This window comes from Pseudomonas sp. xss_2, assembly GCF_043104195.1.
Taxonomy (GTDB): Bacteria; Pseudomonadota; Gammaproteobacteria; order Pseudomonadales; family Pseudomonadaceae; genus Aquipseudomonas; species Aquipseudomonas urmiensis.
Genome location: NZ_JBICKL010000049.1, coordinates 179,240 through 195,207 on the forward strand (window position 1 = coordinate 179,240; position 15,968 = coordinate 195,207).

Genomic DNA, 15,968 nt, shown 5'->3' on the forward strand with positions numbered 1-15,968 from the left:
CGTTCAAGGCTGCGCCTTGAACGCGGTCATGTCCTGCAAAAGCATGCTCAATAAACGACTGGCGCCGACGCTCAATTGCCGGCCCAGGCGGCTGATCAAGTGGGTTTCCGGGGAGCTGAACACTTCGCTTTGCAGCGCCAGGGCGACCAGGTGGCCGCTGCGAATCTCTTCTTCCATGACGAATGTTGGCATCAAGGTCACCCCGCCGTACATCGAAAAGCGCTTGAGCATGGCGAAGGTGCCGCAGGTCAGCGTTGGCTTGAGGGTGATGCCCAGGCGATGCTCGGCCAGGGTGACGATCTGGCGAATGCCGTAGGACACCTCGGGTAGCGCCAAGCGGTAGTTGTCCAGCCCCTTGAGCGGCAGCGGCGCGGTTTCCTTGGCCAGCGGGTGATCGGGGCTGACGGCCACGCACACCGGTTGCTGGGTGTGGGCATGGGAGCGGATCTTCGGATCGCCTGGCGGGTTGAACACCAGGCCCAGATGCGCTTCGTCCTCGACCACCTGGCGAATCACTTCATTGGTGCCGCACACGTTCACCTGCAGGTCGATGCGCGGATACAGCTCGGAAAACCGGCTAAGCGGCGCCGCCAAGCCATCGATGAAGCCCTCGCCCGCCGCCAGCACCACAGAACCGCTCTGCAAGCCGCGCAGCGCCTGCAGCGAATCGAGCAACACTTCCTGCTGCGAGAGGCGCTGACGGTAGTAATGCAGCACCCGATCGCCAGCCTCGGTGGGCTTGACCCCACGCCGATGCCGTTCCAGCAGCGGGCTACCGAGCTCCTGTTCGAGCTGGGCGATCTGCCGGCTGACCGCCGACGGCGCCACGTCCAGGTAATCGGCGGCGGCGCGCACGCTGCCCAGCTTGACGGCCTCGAAGAAGTAAAGAATGCGGCGATCCTGGACGACGCTCATAAGGCTCCTGTGTGTTGCGCTAAAGGCAACAGAATTTCATTTCAGTGATTATTGCTGCGATCACAGAGGGCTGTCCATACTCGACCCATCAGCCCAGGGCGACGTCGGCAGCGCTTGCACACCGGCCCGACGGGGTTGCTTCACCCAATGCGGGCACATATTCGAGGATGAGTATCTCCATGACGTTGAAAGTAGGTGTGATCGGGCTTGGCAACATGGGCCGTGGCATGGCCGCGACCCTGGCGGGGAAAGGCTTTGACGTGAGTGGTTTCGACCTGTCGGGCGCAGCCCTGGCCCAGGCGGAAAACCTCGGGGTGAAATCGGTCGGCGTATGCGCCGAGCTGATCCCGGCGGTCGATGTGCTGATCCTGTCGCTGCCTAAAGCGGAACACGTCGAAGCCGTGTGCCTGGGTTATGACGGCATCCTCGAGCTGGGCCGTGCCGGCCTGGTGGTGATCGACACCACCACTTCTACCCCCGAGACCAGCCGCAAGGTGGCCGCGGCCCTGCGCGAGCAGCGCATCGGTTTTATCGACGCACCGGTCTCCGGCGGCCCCAAAGGCGCTGCCACTGGCACCATGTCGATGGTGATCGGCGCCGAACCTGGCGACCTCGCCAAGGCCACGCCGGTGCTTGAAGCCATGAGCGGCACCCGCGTGCATATCGGCAGTGTCGGCGCCGGCAACGTTGCCAAGATCGCCAACAACATGCTCGCCGCCGCGCACCTGATCAGCACCGCCGAAGCCGTCAGCATGGCGGCCAAGGCCGGCGTCGATCCAGAGAAACTGCTGCAAGGCCTGAACGCCGGCTCCGGCCGTAGCGGCGCCAGCCAGGTGATGTTCCCGACCTGGGTACTGAACAAGGCCTATGACTCAGGCTTCACCATGGGCCTGATGCGCAAGGACGTCGGCTTGGCCTGCGACCTGACCGCCAGCCTGGACCTTGACCTGCCACTGTCGCGCCTGGTCGCGCAACTGTGGCAACAGAGCAGCCAGACCCTGCCTGATTCCGACGATTTCTGCTGCATCGTGCAGCGCACCGACAACGCTTTGTTTGGCCGTGGGGAATAACCGATGAGCACTGAAACAATCAGCCAACTGATGCGCCCGTTCTGGGGCGATCGGCAAGTGATCGCCAGCTACGTAGGCGGTGAGTTCATCGAAGGTCATGGCCAAGCGGTAGAAGTGCGCAACGCCCACGACGATAGCCTCATGCTGAGCTTCCCTGACGCTGACGAGGCCTTGGTAGCGCAGGCAGACAGCGCCGCCAAGGCCGCCCAGCAACAATGGTGGGGCATGACCGGCCAGGCGCGCGGGCGCGCCATGTACCAGATCGGCGCACTGATTCGCCAACACGCCGACAACCTGGCACAAATCGAATCGCTGACCGCCAACAAGCCGATACGCGACGCCAAGGTCGAAGTGGCCAAAGTCGCCGAGATGTTCGAATACTACGCCGGCTGGGCCGACAAGCTGCATGGCGAAGTGATCCCGGTGCCAACCTCGCACCTCAACTACGTGACCTACGAACCACTGGGCACCGTGTTGCAGATCACCCCGTGGAACGCACCGATCTTCACCTGCGGGTGGCAGATTGCCCCAGCCATTGCCGCCGGTAACGCAGTCATCCTCAAGCCATCGGAGCTGACCCCGCTGTCCTCGCTGGTGGTCGCAGTGCTGATCGAACGTGCTGGCGTGCCCAAGGGCCTGGTCAACGTGGTGGCCGGCTACGGCCACAGCATCGGCCAGCAATTGATCGCCAAGGCCGATATTCGCAAGGTGGTGTTCGTCGGCTCGCCGGCTACCGGCCGCCACATCGCCGTCGCGGCGGCGCAGCGCTGCATCCCTGCGGTACTGGAGTTGGGCGGCAAGTCGGCCAATATCGTCTTCGCCGACGCTGACCTTGAGGTCGCCCTGCGCGGCGCCCAGGCGGCGATCTTCTCCGGTGCCGGGCAAAGCTGCGTATCCGGGTCGCGGCTGCTGGTACAAGCGTCGATCTTCGACAAGTTCACCCAGGCCCTGGCCAAGGCGGCCCAGCAGTTCACGGTCGGCGACCCGAGCGACCCACACACCCAGATCGGCCCGATCAACAACGCCAAGCAGTACAGCCATGTAAAAAACATGGTCGAGCGTGCCTTGGCAGATGGCGCCCGCCTGGTTGGCGAAGGCGCCGAGCCGATCCCGGCCAAGCCTGGCTACTACATCAACCCGACCGTACTGGCGGGCAACAACGCGCTGTATTGCGCCCAGGAAGAAATCTTCGGCCCGGTGGTGGTTGCCATCCCGTTCGAAGACGAAGCCGATGCCATTCGCATCGCCAACGACAGCCGCTTCGGCCTGGCCGGTGGCGTCTGGACCCGCGACGTAGGCCGTGCCCACCGCGTGGCCAAACAGGTGCGCGCCGGTACCTTCTGGATCAACGGCTACAAGACCATCCATGTCAGCTCGCCCTTTGGCGGCTACGGTGAAAGCGGTTATGGCCGCTCTTCGGGCCTGGACGCGCTGCGCGAGTACAGCGAGGTGAAAAGCGTCTGGGTCGAAACCGCTGCGGTTCCCGCCGCAAGCTTTGGCTACGGCGCGAGCCTGGAGTAACTAACATGAGCATTTCAGCCAACTTGATCAAAGACGCCACCGGCTGGCGGCGTCAGTTCCACTCGGCGCCGGAGCTGGGCTTTCAGGAAGTGCAGACCAGCGACAAGGTCGCCGAGCTGTTGACCAGCTTCGGCATCGAAGTGCATCGCGGCCTGGGCGGTACCGGCGTGGTCGGTGCCCTGCGCAACGGCGAAGGCCCCAGCATCGGCATCCGCGCCGACATGGACGCGCTGCCGATCCAGGAGCTCGGCCAGTACGGCCACAGCTCCAAGCACAAAGGGTGTATGCATGCCTGTGGCCACGATGGGCACACGGCGATCCTGCTGGCCACGGCACGCCACCTGAGCGAAACGCGCAACTTCAGCGGCACCGTGTATTTCGTGTTCCAGCCGGCTGAAGAAAACCTCGGTGGCGCGCAGAAGATGATCGAGGACGGCTTGTTCGAGCTGTTCCCGATGCAGTCAATCTACGGCCTGCACAACTGGCCAGGCGTCCCGGCCGGCAAGGTGCTGGTCAATCCGGGGCCGATGATGGCTTCGCTGGATACCTTCGAGATCACTCTGACCGGCAAAGGCTCCCACGCCGCCATGCCCGACCGCGGCTTTGACCCGATCGTCGCTGCTGCAGAGCTGATCCTGGGCTTGCAGACCATCACCTCGCGGCGCCTGTCGCCGCTGGACAGCGCGGTAATCAGCGTGACCCAGGTCAATGCTGGCGAAGCGATCAACGTCATCCCCGAGACTGCCACCCTGCGCGGCACCGTGCGCTGCCTGCAAACGCCGGTACGCGAGAAGGTACAGCAGCTGATTGGCGAGTTCGTCGCACAGATGCCGAGCGCCTTCGGCGTCCACGGCGCGCTGACCTACAATGTCGGCTACCCGGTGACTGAAAACCACGTGCAGCAGGCGCAGGTCATCAGCCAGGCCGCGCAGTTGGCGCTGGGTGAAGACAAGGTGCAGTTCGGCTGCCAACCGTCGATGGCCTCGGAAGACTTCGCCTTCATGCTCCAAGCGTGCCCGGGTGCCTATATCTGGATGGGCGTGGACGGCGAGCAGCCATCGGCGGCCCTGCATAACCCGTACTACGATTTCAACGACCAGGTCATCGAGCCAGGCGTTGCCGTGTGGACCGCTTTGGTCGAACAGAACCTGCCGGCTCGCTGAGCCTTCTGCATCAGGGCATGCGGCGCATGCCCTGATGACATCTTCACTATCCCTCCTTGAAGCAACCGAAATTGCTGCGTAGATGCCTGTGCTTTTCGCAGCATCGGCTGGACCTGCGCGTACTCAGATCAAGAGCCAGCAAATCACCGAGATCTGGCGCAAGCTAAAGCCAACTTTTGATTGTCTATTTAGTGTTGCTTGACCCGGCCTCTTCGCGGGCAAGCCCGCTCCCACAGGTAGCGCGCTGGCTTCGAGGTCAACGGGGTGCCTGTGGGAGCGGGCTTGCCCGCGAAGAGGCCGGTTAAGACACCACAAAACCTAGCGCTGAGCATCGTGTGGAGAACGCTTCAGTGCAGGCAGGATTCAATGATTGGCTTGCCCATAATCATAGATCTCACACAGGTACCGCTGCGCCCCTGAAAACGGCGCTATCCCTGTGGGAGCGGGCTTGCCCGCGAAGAGGCCAGAACATCCACCCTCACACTTTCAACAGATAACACCAGCCCAGGCGCCGCCACCCACTGCGCGACTTCAGCAGGGAAAGCGTGGCAACCTTCAAACCATTACCACGCAACACTTCTGGCCGCAGACCTGGGCATTGGGCATCGCCAGCAATTGGCAAATGGCAGATAGCAAAACGGCCGACAGAAGTCGGCCGTTAAGGTAGCCCGCGCAAGTGGGCTAGCGGTTAATGCACTGTCAGTGGAAGAACTCAGCGATCAGCACCGCGCCAATGAAGGTGCCGAAGTTGGCCAGGAACGATACCAGCACGATGCGCCAGCCCAGCCGGCGGAACGCTGGCAGGTCCTTGGCAATCGACAGACCGGCGAACGTCAGCATCGGCGTGATCACCGCCAGCATGTTGATCGAGTTGGTCAGGCGGGTCACTTCAGCAGCCCATGGGCACAGCGGCGACGTCAGGAACATGGCAACCACCGATACCGTGCACACTGCAGGAATTTTCCGCCCCAGCAGGCTGCACAGCATTTCACCGGCAAACACAGCGCCGATCATGATCGCCATGCCGGCGAACGCTTCTGGTGACAACACCTGATAGCCGACGTAGTTGGCCATCAGCGCCAGGGCACCTGCGGCAAACCAGGCGCTGACGCGACCGACCCAGCCCAGTTCGTGGCTTTCCAGCGACACGTCGCTGCTGCTTGGACCTTGGTCGATCACCGAGGCCTTGGTGGTGCGGCCGATCAGCGGCTCCAGCACACGGTAGCCCCACACCGCCAGTGGCAGCGAGATGAACAGGGTGAAGTAGGTGCCCAGGGTGGTGGTGATCAGGTTGGCAGCGGCGGCCAGGGCCATGACTTCCTTGGCCACTTCCGGCGTTTGCTGGGCGGCGATGGCACCTGCCGCGGCAGCCATCATGCTGCCCGAACCGATGCCCGAGCCCATGGCCAGCGAATTGGGGTGGAAGATCCCCAGGCTGGTGATGAAGCCGGCAACGATAGCGATGAACAGCGCGCCGAACAGGGTACCGGTGAGGTACTCGGCCAGCACGCCACGGCCCTCTGGGGAGTCCATGCCGTAGCGCTCGCCGATGATGGCCAAGCTTGGCTCGCGGCCGACCGAGAAGGTCGCGCCCACTGCTTCACGCTTGATCCCCAGCAGCAACGCTACCGGCAACCCGAGAATCACCGTGCCGACGAAGTGGCCGAATTCCTGAAACACCAGCGCCCAGCCCGAGGCGAATACCACCGGCAGCGAACCGCCGACGACCAGGCCAAGTTTGGCGATGAACACCAGCAGTGCAGGTTGCAAAATGGAGGCAGCGCGCACTTGCGCACCGGTGTCGACGCCGATGGTGCCTGGCATGCGGCGGCTCATTATGCCGATACCGGCGCCGATCAGCAGCGCCCAGACCATCGGCAGCAACACCACTTTGCCGGGCCCCAGGGGAATACTGATAGCGCCGATCAGTTCGGCCGCGATCAAGATGATCGCTGCCCAGATGTACAGCTTGACCGTGGCGGAAGTCGCGCTGTTTTCGCGCATGGCGAGTGTGTCGGTGTGTTGCATGTGAGTCCCCTTGCCTGCTGAGCCCCCGGCGACGGCGGCCCAATAGTTGTGTTGTTGTCAGGGAGCACCTTTCGGTACCCAGGGCAGATCGCAAATCCATGGCAGGCATGGAGGTTGGTTGCTGACGAGCACTTTGTTTTTATCCGACTGTCCGCAGCGATCCCCAGTAAACCCGGGGGCCGCACCGCTGCGAGCGGTACGCAGCCAGTATGGCCAGCAGGTGAACCCACTCCAATATTCTGAAATGCATTTGTTGTTGCCTAAATCAGAACACACAACACTCGTTTATCGCAGGGCAGCTTCCTTCACACCGGCAACTCGGTAGTCAGCTTGATCTTCTCCATGGGCACCTCGGTCTTGACGTTCTGCACCACGCTCAAGCTGGTCAGGTGGGCGATCTGGAACCTGCGATAGGCCTCCAGATCCGCCGCCACGACCCGCAGCAGCAGATCGCAGTCACCGGCCATTACATGGCACTCGACCACTTCCGGCAGTTGCCGCACGGCTTCGACGAACTCATCAGTCGTCTCCTGATCCTGGCGCTTGAGCCAGACGCGGACGAACAAGGTCAGGCCCAGCGCTACCTTGGCCGGATCCACCAGCGCCACATAGCGCTCGATTACCCCCGCTTCTTCCAGCAAACGCACCCGCCGCAGGCATGGCGAAGCGGAGAGGCCGACTTGTTTGGCCAGTTCCTGGTTTTGCAACCTGCCGTCGCGTTGCAGCGCGCGCAGGATGCGTCGATCGATGGCGTCGAGCTTGATTGGCATACAAAACCCATGAATACGATTTAGTGGTAGCAGCTGCCAAATACTCACGCCCATAGCGCTACTACGCAACCCGATTTCAGCGATTCATTGGAATAATTTTCCTCCCTTGGAGGTGACCATGAATACCCTTGAATCCGTACTGAACGATCCCCCCGCAAGCACGCCGCTCAGCGAACTGCGCCGTGGTGCGCTGGCTGCCCTGCCCGTCCTGATGGGTTTCATACCCCTGGCGCTGGTGCTCGGCGCGCAAGCTTCGCAGCATCAGCTCAAGGCCGGCGAATTGGCGCTGATGACCGGGCTCAATTTCGGTGGTGGCTCGGAGTTCGCCGCCATCGAGCTGTGGACGTCGCCGCCAGCGCTGCTGGTGATTGTCGCCATGACCCTGCTGGTCAACAGCCGCCACCTGCTGATGGGCGCGACCTTGGCGCCACACCTGCGTCACCTGCCCCTGAAGAAGGCGCTCGGCGCGCTGTTCTTCATGTGCGACGAGAGCTGGGCAATGGGCTTGGCCGACGCCCGCCAGCGCGGCGGCTTCAGCCTGCCTTACTTCATGGGCGTGTCGCTGTGCCTGTGGACCACCTGGGTCAGTTTCAGCACCCTCGGCGTACTGCTCGGGCCGCTGCTGGGTGACCTGCACAGCTACGGTTTGGACATGGCCTTCGCGGCGATCTTCCTGGTGCTGCTCAAGGGCATGTGGAAAGGCGTACACGCCGCCCTGCCCTGGTTGTTCAGCCTGATCACTGCGGGGCTGTTCTACTTGATGATTCCCGGCGGCTGGTACGTGCTCGCGGGCACCCTGGCGGGTTTGCTCAGCGCCTACTTGTGGGCCAAGCCATGATCGACATGACCACCTTGGTGACCATCCTGGGCATGGCCGTGGTGACCTACCTGACCCGCGCACTGGGCTTTGTGCTATTGCGCAAGCGCAGCTTGGGGCCGCAACTGAGCCAGGTGATCAACGCCGCACCCGGCTGCGTGCTGATCGCCGTGATCGCGCCCAAATTCGTCTCTGGCCACCCGGCGGATCTGATTGCCCTGGCCCTCACCGGCTATGCCGCTTCACGGTATTCGATCCTGCCGGTGGTGCTGTTCGCCATCGTCGTGACCGCTGCGTTGCGGGCGGCGCTGCCTACCTGAGCAGGTGAGTTGGCTCGCGTGCCAAAACAACCAGGGGATACTCCTCTGCTCAGCGCAACCGGGGCGGCTGCAGCGCCCCGAGCCGTTGCGCACAGTTTGCTCTGCGGCAGCTAGATGTGAAACCTCATGACGGGAAGCCCAAGCCTGAGGAAAGGTCGCTATCCCCTGTTCTGGGCGTTGCATTGGGTACGTCCTTGGCAGTGGCTTCTCTGACGGTCTCCTGGACAGCCTCCTTGGCTTGAGCGCCCTTGGCTTTCAAGGTCTCGGTCAAGCGGTCACTGCTGGCGCCAAATAACTGATCCTCTTTTCGCGTGCCGGGTAGCGCCGCTCCCAAGGCTGCCCCCAGCGCGATCCCTAGCGCGGCCAGGACCAAAGGCTGTTCCTTGAGCAGATGATCGAATTGCCCCTTCAAGGCCGTGGCCTGGTCGCCGAGCTGATGTGCGCTACCGCGCAGACGGTCTGCCGAATCCTGCATCGAGTCGCGCGCATCTTGGCCCAGTTCGCCGACCCGGTCGCGCAGATCATGAGCCTTGCTGCGCATGTTGTGGTTGGCATCGTGCAAGGCCTCGCCTGCGTGAGCAAAGGCACCTTTTACACTGTCGACCGCCTCGCCGAGCTTTTCACCCAATCCCGCTCCACTCTGCGCAGGGCCGGGGTTGAACGGGCGATTCTGATTGAGGCCTAGCCAGGCCAGCCCTAAGACCGTAAGGGCGGTGGGCACCGGGTTGTTCTTCAGCGTGGTGCCCAGGTTATGGAAAAATTCCCCGCCATTGCCCTTGCTGTAGGCAAGCAGCTGATCCATCAGTTGCCCGGGGCTCAGACGCTGCTCCAAGGCATCGACCAGATCGCTGATGTGCTCGCGCTTGGCATTGATTTCCTGCTCGAGCACGTCAGGGTCTTTTTGCGTGTCCTGTTCGAATGAGCTATTCATGGCAGTTTCCTCTTCAACGCATCCTTGTCCTGCTGCATGGCATGCAGCGTGCGATCAGGTGTCAGCTGCGAGGGCTCGAACTGTTTCTTGCCCGATTGCAGCATGATGAAGCCGATAATCACGGTCACGGCGCCGACGATAAGCGCCGCCAGCCAAGGCTCTACCACCATGGCCAGGGCATACACTGCCGCCAGTAGCAGGATGATCAGCCCTGCCAATAACACCATTGCACCTGCAGCGACCGCCGCAGTGCCGGCCTTCAAGGTACTGAGGTTGTGCTGCAACTCCGCCTTGGCCAGGGCCAGCTCCTTGCTGAACAGCTCGGGGACTTCGCGCATCAGCTGGCGCAGCAGGCCACCTACGCCGACCGGATCGTCAGCGGGTGTGTGCAACCCGGGGGTCGCCTGTAGAGGGTCCTTGTTCATCATTCACCTCCTTTGAGCGGATCACGCTCCAGTGGCCCGCCGCTCACCGGCGTACCGGCGCCCATGCCGACCGGGTCGACCGGCGTATAGGGTTTGTGGGTAGACACATCGCTGGCGCGGTCCGGGTGCGCAGCCGTGCTTTGATAGGGCTCGCTGGCACCATAGGCGGGAGTCGGCGCAGCGTTGGTTGTGCCAGGGTTGGCGCTGGCCCGGAGAAACCGCGACAAGGCAAAGCCGATCGCCACACTGCCGGCGAGAAACAGCGCCGGATTATCCCGCGCCAACCGAGACCCTCGGTGGAGCAGGTCTTCGGCGCTCTCATGACGGATTTGTTCGGCGAAACTGCCAATGCACTCGGCGGCCTGACCCAAGTACTGGGACAGCCCCAGGCTATCGCCGCCTTGCAACGCCGACGCTGCCGAGCGTGCACCTTGCTTGAGCGAGTCGAGCTGGTCAGCGGCGGTGTCGCGGTAATGCTCGAACTGCTCATTGCCTTGAGTCTTCGCCTCATTGAGCAGGGCCCCTGCTTCATCGGTAATGGCGTGCAGGTGATCCTGGGTGCTGCTCGGCGGTGACGCCGAGCCTTGATCGCGTTCCATGGTCATGTCCCTCGCAAATGATCAGCCGGCGGCTGCCGGATGAAGTGCCTTCAATCGGGGGACGCAGCGCTGGTTCATAGAGTTCAGTCAGAGTGATCGGTAACCCTTAGCCTCAGCGCTAAGGGCTTGCGCGGGGTTTACTGGGGAGCAATGCACTAGCTAGATACGCGGTTACCGTCAATTGGCGTGAACCAAAGCAGGGCGGCTAACGTCCACCGCTAAACAACCTGGCGAGCACCTCAGATGCCTAAAGACACCGTCGTGGCCGCACTCGACTACCTCAGGCATAACGCACTGCTATTGACCACGGCCGAATCCTGTACGGCCGGTTTCATGGTGGCCCTGCTGGCCGAGATTCCTGGGACTGGCGAAGTGCTCGAGAGTGGCTATGTGGTGTATTCGCCCAGCGCCAAGCAACGCCTGCTCGGGGTCAACCCACAAACCATCGAGCGCTACGGACTGACCAGCGAAGCCGTTGCTTGGGAGATGGCAATCGGTGCCTTGAAAGACAGCACTGCCAATGTCGCTATCGCCACCACAGGGGTAGCCGGCCCCGAGCCTGAAGCCGGCGTAGCGCCGGGTACGCTGTGTTTCGCTTGGGCATTTGCCGGTGAACCGTTCGCGGTGTTCACCCGCACCCAGCGTTTTTTCGGTGAACGTGCCGAGGTGATGCACCAGGGGGCGGTGTTTGGCCTTACCCGCCTGGCTCACTATCACCAACGCTGGCTGCGCGGCGAGCGCGCGTGAGGGCGTGGCAATGGACAACGATGAGCTGAGTTCCAGGCACCATCCGGTCGAAGAAAACATGCGCATGCAGCAGCGCGTCTGGCGTTTCGAACGGCTCGGCTGGTACGCGCTGGTGGTGATCGTTTCGCTGGGTTTGGCGGGTCTGTTCGGTAACGGCCCGCTCAGCGATGGGCAATCGATCAGTGCTGACGGTCGGGTCCAGGTCGACTACCAGCGCATCAGCCGCAGCGGCACGCAAGACAACCTTCGCATCAGCGTACGCGGCACGCCGGGAACACCGGTGACGGTCGAGCTCGACGGGGGATTTTTCAGGCACGTCAGCATCCAGACGCTGCAACCTGAGCCCCAGGTCTCGCGCTCACGCGGGCAAGCGTTGTTGTTCGAGCTGGGTACCAGCGAAGATGGCGTGGCCACCTTGTACCTGACACTGCATTGCGAGTCTGTGGGGAGACTGAAGGGTGTTGTCAGATCGGGCCCCGCCAGCGCGACTGCTTTTTCCACGTTTTTCTTTCCTTAGGAGCGCTGCATGGACTCGATCCTTCGAGCCGCGGGCATGTACGTGGCCTTGATGTTGCTGTTTCGGGTAGCGGGCAGACGTTCTTTGTCGGACCTGACGACCTTCGACTTCGTCCTGCTGCTGATCATCGGCGAGGCAACGCAACAGGCGCTGCTGGGCGATGACTTCTCGTTCATCAACGCAATGCTGGTGATCGCCACCTTGATCGTGCTGGATGTGGGTCTGTCATTGGCCAAGCTCAACTCCCGTCCACTGGCAAGACTACTGGACGGGCATGCGACCTTGGTGGTCGAGCACGGACGTTTTCTTCACCAGCGAATGCGGCGGGCGCGACTGACCGAGGACGATATTCTTGAATCGGCGCGTGATAGCCAGGGCCTGGAGAGGGTCGAGCAGATCAAATTTGCCGTTGTCGAGCGCAACGGCAAGATTTCGATTATCCCGCAGGAGTAGGTTGGCTGTGGTTGGCCGCCGACAATGCCAACCGTCAATGCTATTGAACGCTGTTGCTCAGCGCGTACTCCATCGCAGGTAATGCCTATTATCCCGCCTGCAATGAGGTCTTCCAATGAACGCTATCGAATTGCTGACGCAAGATCACAAGCTCGTGAAAAAGCTCCTGGAGGAGCTATCCACCACCACCGAACGCGCGGTCAAAAAGCGCGGCGAACTGCTCCAACGCATCGAGCAGGAGCTGCAGATCCATACCGCGCTTGAAGAGCAGATTCTTTATCCGGCCATCAAGCAAGCCGGCGGCAGAGAAGAAGAGAAGCTGTACTACGAGGCCAAGGAAGAACACCGCACCGTCGATTCACTGGTACTCCCCGACCTGCTTCACACCGCCACCGACACCGTCGAATTTGCTGGCCGGGTGAAGGTCATGAAGGAGCTGCTGGAGCACCACATCGAGGAAGAAGAGAGCGAGCTGTTCCCAACGGCGAAAAAGCTATTGGGCAAAGATGCATTGGAGAGCATGGGCCAGGCGATGCTGGCGCAGAAAAAATTGCTCAAGAACGAGCAACGCGCCGCTTGAGCGACGGCTTTAAGGTTGTGCGTGCGACTGATGCATAGGCGCACGCACACCCTGCGCTTGACCCACGCAATCTCGGCAGTTCGCGGTTCACAAGCGCTGCAGCAGCGGGTTTGCGCTAAGCGTGCTGCCTGTCAGCCATGCCGTCCTGCGTTTGGCCCATAATCCGCTCCGGCGATGGCAAGCAGGTAGTGTTGATCGGCCTCGATGCGCAAGTCGCGCCACTCTTGCCAACTCACCAGCCCGCATCGATCCATTTCGTCCGCGTGCCTGAGCAGTTGGTCGTGGTAGTCGTTCGGACACTCCATGCGCAGCTGCAAGTCCTCGAGCATTTGATACCAGGCAGCCAGCGCACGCAGTCGTGACTCGTCGTGTGCTGTGAATGATGCGCAGAAGACCTTCATTTGGACAGACCCTCAGAGTCAGTACATGCACTGTAGGCTGCGGGGCAGGTGAGCCGCACTCGCCTGCATCCCCTTCTCAAGGCCGGTTTTTCTTCTCTGCTTCAGCCAGGCGCCGCTCGATTTCAAGCGTCTGCTGCTGTTGCTGCTTGATCGAAGTCGGCGTGATCACCTTGTCTACCGCTTCGGTATCTGGATCTGGCTGTTCCAGCACCGGATCGGGCGAAGGCTCGCCCTTTTGCGCCTGGTCTGAAGATATCGGCCGAGGCACTTTGTCCGCCAATTCACGATCAGCCAGATTGGGATCAGTGTGCTTCATGGCGGTTGTCCTTCAATGGGGTGTGTTATTCAGCAGAGCCCGACAGCGTGGAAAAGTTTGATTCAATTGCATCAGGTCCAGTAGCGTTCTGAGGTTTAAGCCCTTCACCGCGATCTGTCAGTGCCCGCTCCCGTGCTCGATAGTCGGCGCCAGGAGCGGTGCGCTGGCATTGAACTGGGCCAGCGCATCGCCGCAGCACCTTGACGCCCCAACAAGCACTTAGTAAATTCACCACCCCCTTCTTTTTCGGCCACCTCTTCAGTGCACCGCCCAGGCGTTAATTCGCGAAGCGGGCATACACGATGCCGAGTCCCCCACGGTCGCCAGGCACTGGCGCACCACGCTTCCGACATCCAGTGAATGAGGATGATTGCATGATCATTCGTCAAGCTAATGCTGCGGACCATCCGCTGCTGCTTAGCATTTGGCTGCGCGCCGTTCGCGCAACCCACCCTTTTTTGCAAGCGTCCGACATAGACGCCCTGCTCCCACAGCTACGCGATATCTACCTACCGGCAGTCGAACTGTGGGTTGCGGTTGATAGCGAAGATTCGCCACAAGGCTTCATTGGGCTCAACCAAGACCACGTGGAAATGCTCTTCATCGATCCGCATCTGCACGGTCAAGGCACTGGCCGTGCCCTGCTCGATTTTGTGCGCGAGTCGCGCAAAACACTGAGCGTCGATGTCAACGAGCAAAATCCGCAGGCAGTGGGTTTTTATCTGCATTACGGCTTCGTTCAGACCGGTCGCTCACCCCTCGATGGTGAAGGCCGGCCATTCCCGTTGCTGCACATGAAGCTGCCCGGTTGACGCCGTGACAGCCAATCGCCCCTAGCGTCACCCCTGCAAGCGACTGCTTGACGCACGCCTGCGGGCGCTCTGCGCGGGGCGGTTCATCGATTGCGCTGATTATTACTATCGAGCCGCCGGCCTAATGGGCTGAGAAGCCGGCTCCTATAATCGCCGTCAATTTTCTGCGTTTTCTCGCCTGTTGCAGGCGACCTTGCACCTTGGAACTCTACACAATGCCAAGCGTCAACCAGGCCTCTGAAGGCCTTCTGGAACATAATCAACAGAGCGTCAGCCAGCAGTGGCTGGCGATTCTCTCGGTCGCGGTGGGCGCCTTTGCCCTGGTCACCAGCGAGTTTCTCCCGGTGGGGGTGCTCAACGATGTCGCCAGCGACCTGGGCATCAGCGCCGGCCAAGCCGGCCTGATGGTTACCCTGCCCGGCATCATGGCCGCCCTCGCCGCGCCCTTGCTGTCGGTGGGCATTGGCGCGTTGGATCGGCGCTACCTGCTGATCGGCCTGACGCTGATCATGATCATCGCCAACGCGGTCGTGGCCTACGCCAGCGACTTCAGCCTGCTGCTGTTTGGCCGGGTACTACTGGGCATCAGCATCGGCGGTTTCTGGGCAACGGCAATTGCCCTTAGCGGCCGTTTGGCGCCCAAGGGGGTCGGCGTAGCCCAGGCCACTTCGATCATCATGGTCGGGGTGACCTTGGCCACCGTGCTGGGTGTGCCGGTGGGCACCTGGCTCAGTGGCTTGATGGGCTGGCGCATGACCTTCCTGGTCACCGCGTTGGTCGGCATACCGGTGCTGTTGGCGCAGATCTTCCTGCTGCCGCGGCTCAATCCCGACAAAGCGATTCGCATCAGTGACCTGCCAGCATTGTTCATCAACCCACAAGCGCGGGTTGGCTTGATCGCGGTGCTGCTGATTGGCCTGGCGCACTTTGCCGCGTACACCTATGTCGCGCCGTTCTTCAAACAAAGTGCCGGCTTCGATGGGCCGACCATTGGCTCGCTGTTGTTGCTGTATGGCGTGGCCGGGGTGTTGGGCAATATCTTCGCCGGTTTTGCCGCTAACCGTAGCGTGCGCCACACCTTGTTGCTGGTCGCGTTGCTGATCGGCGTGAGCACCGCGCTGTTCCCGTATTTCGCGACCGGCATGACTGGCGCTGCGATGCTCATCGCTTTGTGGGGCTTCGCCTTCGGCGCGTTCCCGGCCTGCGCCAGCATCTGGATGTTCGTCGTAGCGCCCAAGGACGTCGAACGCGGCATGCCGCTGTTTGTGGCCATGTTCCAGGTGATTATCGCGCTGGGCTCGTTCTTCGGCGGACAGATCGTCGACCAGCTGGGCAGCTCGGTGCTGTTGAGTCTGGCCACGGCGCTGGTCGGCTGCGGTTTTGTCACGGTGCTGGTGCTGGGGCGCAAGGTCAGTAACAGTCTGGCGGCCCAGCCCTGCTAGCAGCTACACCTCCCTAGGCTGCTGCGGCCCAATTCGCGGGACAGGTCGCAGCGGCTCCTCGGCCGTTGGCTTGCGCGTGGCGCTGACCACTCAGCCAACCCATGACCTGAAGCAGCTTTACCGCGCGCAACCCGCGCTATG

19 protein-coding genes are annotated in these 15,968 nt (G+C 61.9%); 11 read left to right on the plus strand and 8 right to left on the minus strand.

The window, feature by feature from the left end; genetic code table 11:
* Positions 1-3: 3 nt before the first annotated feature.
* Positions 4-915: a LysR family transcriptional regulator gene (locus ACF8K2_RS12010; RefSeq protein WP_186553349.1), complete on the minus strand. Its 912-nt coding sequence runs from the start codon at positions 913-915 to the stop codon at positions 4-6.
* Between the two features lie 179 nt (positions 916-1,094).
* Between ACF8K2_RS12010 and ACF8K2_RS12015 the strand changes: the two genes are divergently transcribed.
* The 3 genes from ACF8K2_RS12015 to ACF8K2_RS12025 are packed head-to-tail and all read left to right on the plus strand — an operon-like array spanning position 1,095 to position 4,669.
* On the plus strand, positions 1,095-1,985 hold the full coding sequence (locus tag ACF8K2_RS12015; RefSeq protein ID WP_392464967.1) for an NAD(P)-dependent oxidoreductase: 891 nt from the start codon (positions 1,095-1,097) through the stop codon (positions 1,983-1,985).
* A 3-nt stretch (positions 1,986-1,988) separates the two neighbouring features.
* Positions 1,989-3,506: an aldehyde dehydrogenase family protein gene (locus tag ACF8K2_RS12020; RefSeq protein WP_392464968.1), complete on the plus strand. Its 1,518-nt coding sequence runs from the start codon at positions 1,989-1,991 to the stop codon at positions 3,504-3,506.
* A gap of 5 nt (positions 3,507-3,511) precedes the next feature.
* On the plus strand, positions 3,512-4,669 hold the full coding sequence (locus tag ACF8K2_RS12025; protein WP_392464969.1) for a M20 aminoacylase family protein: 1,158 nt from the start codon (positions 3,512-3,514) through the stop codon (positions 4,667-4,669).
* Between the two features lie 699 nt (positions 4,670-5,368).
* Here ACF8K2_RS12025 and ACF8K2_RS12030 read toward each other — a convergent pair.
* Together ACF8K2_RS12030 and ACF8K2_RS12035 are read right to left on the minus strand one after the other, a co-directional pair.
* On the minus strand, positions 5,369-6,697 hold the full coding sequence (locus ACF8K2_RS12030) for a DUF3100 domain-containing protein (protein ID WP_368973755.1): 1,329 nt from the start codon (positions 6,695-6,697) through the stop codon (positions 5,369-5,371).
* Positions 6,698-7,002: 305 nt separating this feature from the next.
* Complete coding sequence (locus ACF8K2_RS12035) at positions 7,003-7,467, minus strand: Lrp/AsnC family transcriptional regulator (RefSeq protein WP_081742284.1); 465 nt, start codon at positions 7,465-7,467, stop codon at positions 7,003-7,005.
* Between the two features lie 118 nt (positions 7,468-7,585).
* Here ACF8K2_RS12035 and ACF8K2_RS12040 point away from each other — a divergent pair, with 118 nt between their 5' ends.
* Positions 7,586-8,305 carry an AzlC family ABC transporter permease gene (locus ACF8K2_RS12040; protein ID WP_392464972.1) on the plus strand — a complete coding sequence of 240 codons (720 nt, stop codon included), beginning with the start codon at positions 7,586-7,588 and terminating at the stop codon, positions 8,303-8,305.
* Complete coding sequence (locus tag ACF8K2_RS12045) at positions 8,302-8,604, plus strand: AzlD family protein (RefSeq protein WP_392464974.1); 303 nt, start codon at positions 8,302-8,304, stop codon at positions 8,602-8,604. Before ACF8K2_RS12040 ends, ACF8K2_RS12045 begins: the two co-directional genes overlap by 4 nt.
* 124 nt (positions 8,605-8,728) lie before the next feature.
* On the opposite strand, the gene ACF8K2_RS12050 is transcribed toward ACF8K2_RS12045, so the two are convergent.
* Genes ACF8K2_RS12050 through ACF8K2_RS12060 form a run of 3 tightly spaced genes read right to left on the minus strand, consistent with a single transcriptional unit; the run spans position 8,729 to position 10,559 of the window.
* The gene (locus ACF8K2_RS12050; protein WP_392464976.1) at positions 8,729-9,535 is read right to left on the minus strand and encodes a DUF3618 domain-containing protein; all 807 of its coding nucleotides are present in this window, start codon (positions 9,533-9,535) and stop codon (positions 8,729-8,731) included.
* Entirely contained in the window at positions 9,532-9,960 is a 429-nt protein-coding gene (locus ACF8K2_RS12055; protein WP_264234533.1) for a phage holin family protein, read from the minus strand. Before ACF8K2_RS12055 ends, ACF8K2_RS12050 begins: the two co-directional genes overlap by 4 nt.
* Positions 9,960-10,559 carry a hypothetical protein gene (locus ACF8K2_RS12060; protein WP_392464979.1) on the minus strand — a complete coding sequence of 200 codons (600 nt, stop codon included), beginning with the start codon at positions 10,557-10,559 and terminating at the stop codon, positions 9,960-9,962. Before ACF8K2_RS12060 ends, ACF8K2_RS12055 begins: the two co-directional genes overlap by 1 nt.
* Positions 10,560-10,802: 243 nt before the next feature.
* Here ACF8K2_RS12060 and ACF8K2_RS12065 point away from each other — a divergent pair, with 243 nt between their 5' ends.
* The 4 genes from ACF8K2_RS12065 (at position 10,803) to ACF8K2_RS12080 (ending at position 12,856) form a co-directional block, all read left to right on the plus strand.
* Positions 10,803-11,306 carry a CinA family protein gene (locus ACF8K2_RS12065; protein WP_264234531.1) on the plus strand — a complete coding sequence of 168 codons (504 nt, stop codon included), beginning with the start codon at positions 10,803-10,805 and terminating at the stop codon, positions 11,304-11,306.
* Between the two features lie 10 nt (positions 11,307-11,316).
* Entirely contained in the window at positions 11,317-11,823 is a 507-nt protein-coding gene (locus ACF8K2_RS12070; RefSeq protein ID WP_392464981.1) for a hypothetical protein, read from the plus strand.
* Positions 11,824-11,832: 9 nt separating this feature from the next.
* Positions 11,833-12,276 (plus strand): DUF421 domain-containing protein, encoded by a 444-nt coding sequence (locus ACF8K2_RS12075; RefSeq protein WP_264234529.1) that lies wholly within the window; start codon positions 11,833-11,835, stop codon positions 12,274-12,276.
* 115 nt (positions 12,277-12,391) lie between these two features.
* The gene (locus ACF8K2_RS12080; protein ID WP_186553360.1) at positions 12,392-12,856 is read left to right on the plus strand and encodes a hemerythrin domain-containing protein; all 465 of its coding nucleotides are present in this window, start codon (positions 12,392-12,394) and stop codon (positions 12,854-12,856) included.
* A 131-nt stretch (positions 12,857-12,987) separates the two neighbouring features.
* Here ACF8K2_RS12080 and ACF8K2_RS12085 read toward each other — a convergent pair whose 3' ends face one another.
* Positions 12,988-13,257: a hypothetical protein gene (locus ACF8K2_RS12085; protein WP_392464982.1), complete on the minus strand. Its 270-nt coding sequence runs from the start codon at positions 13,255-13,257 to the stop codon at positions 12,988-12,990.
* A gap of 76 nt (positions 13,258-13,333) precedes the next feature.
* On the minus strand, positions 13,334-13,573 hold the full coding sequence (locus tag ACF8K2_RS12090) for a hypothetical protein (RefSeq protein WP_186553362.1): 240 nt from the start codon (positions 13,571-13,573) through the stop codon (positions 13,334-13,336).
* 374 nt (positions 13,574-13,947) lie between these two features.
* On the opposite strand from ACF8K2_RS12090, the gene ACF8K2_RS12095 reads away from it, so the two are divergent.
* Both ACF8K2_RS12095 and ACF8K2_RS12100 read left to right on the plus strand, forming a co-directional pair.
* Entirely contained in the window at positions 13,948-14,385 is a 438-nt protein-coding gene (locus ACF8K2_RS12095) for an acetyltransferase (RefSeq protein WP_186553363.1), read from the plus strand.
* A gap of 215 nt (positions 14,386-14,600) precedes the next feature.
* Positions 14,601-15,827 (plus strand): MFS transporter, encoded by a 1,227-nt coding sequence (locus ACF8K2_RS12100; RefSeq protein WP_392464988.1) that lies wholly within the window; start codon positions 14,601-14,603, stop codon positions 15,825-15,827.
* The last annotated feature ends 141 nt before the right edge of the window (positions 15,828-15,968 follow it).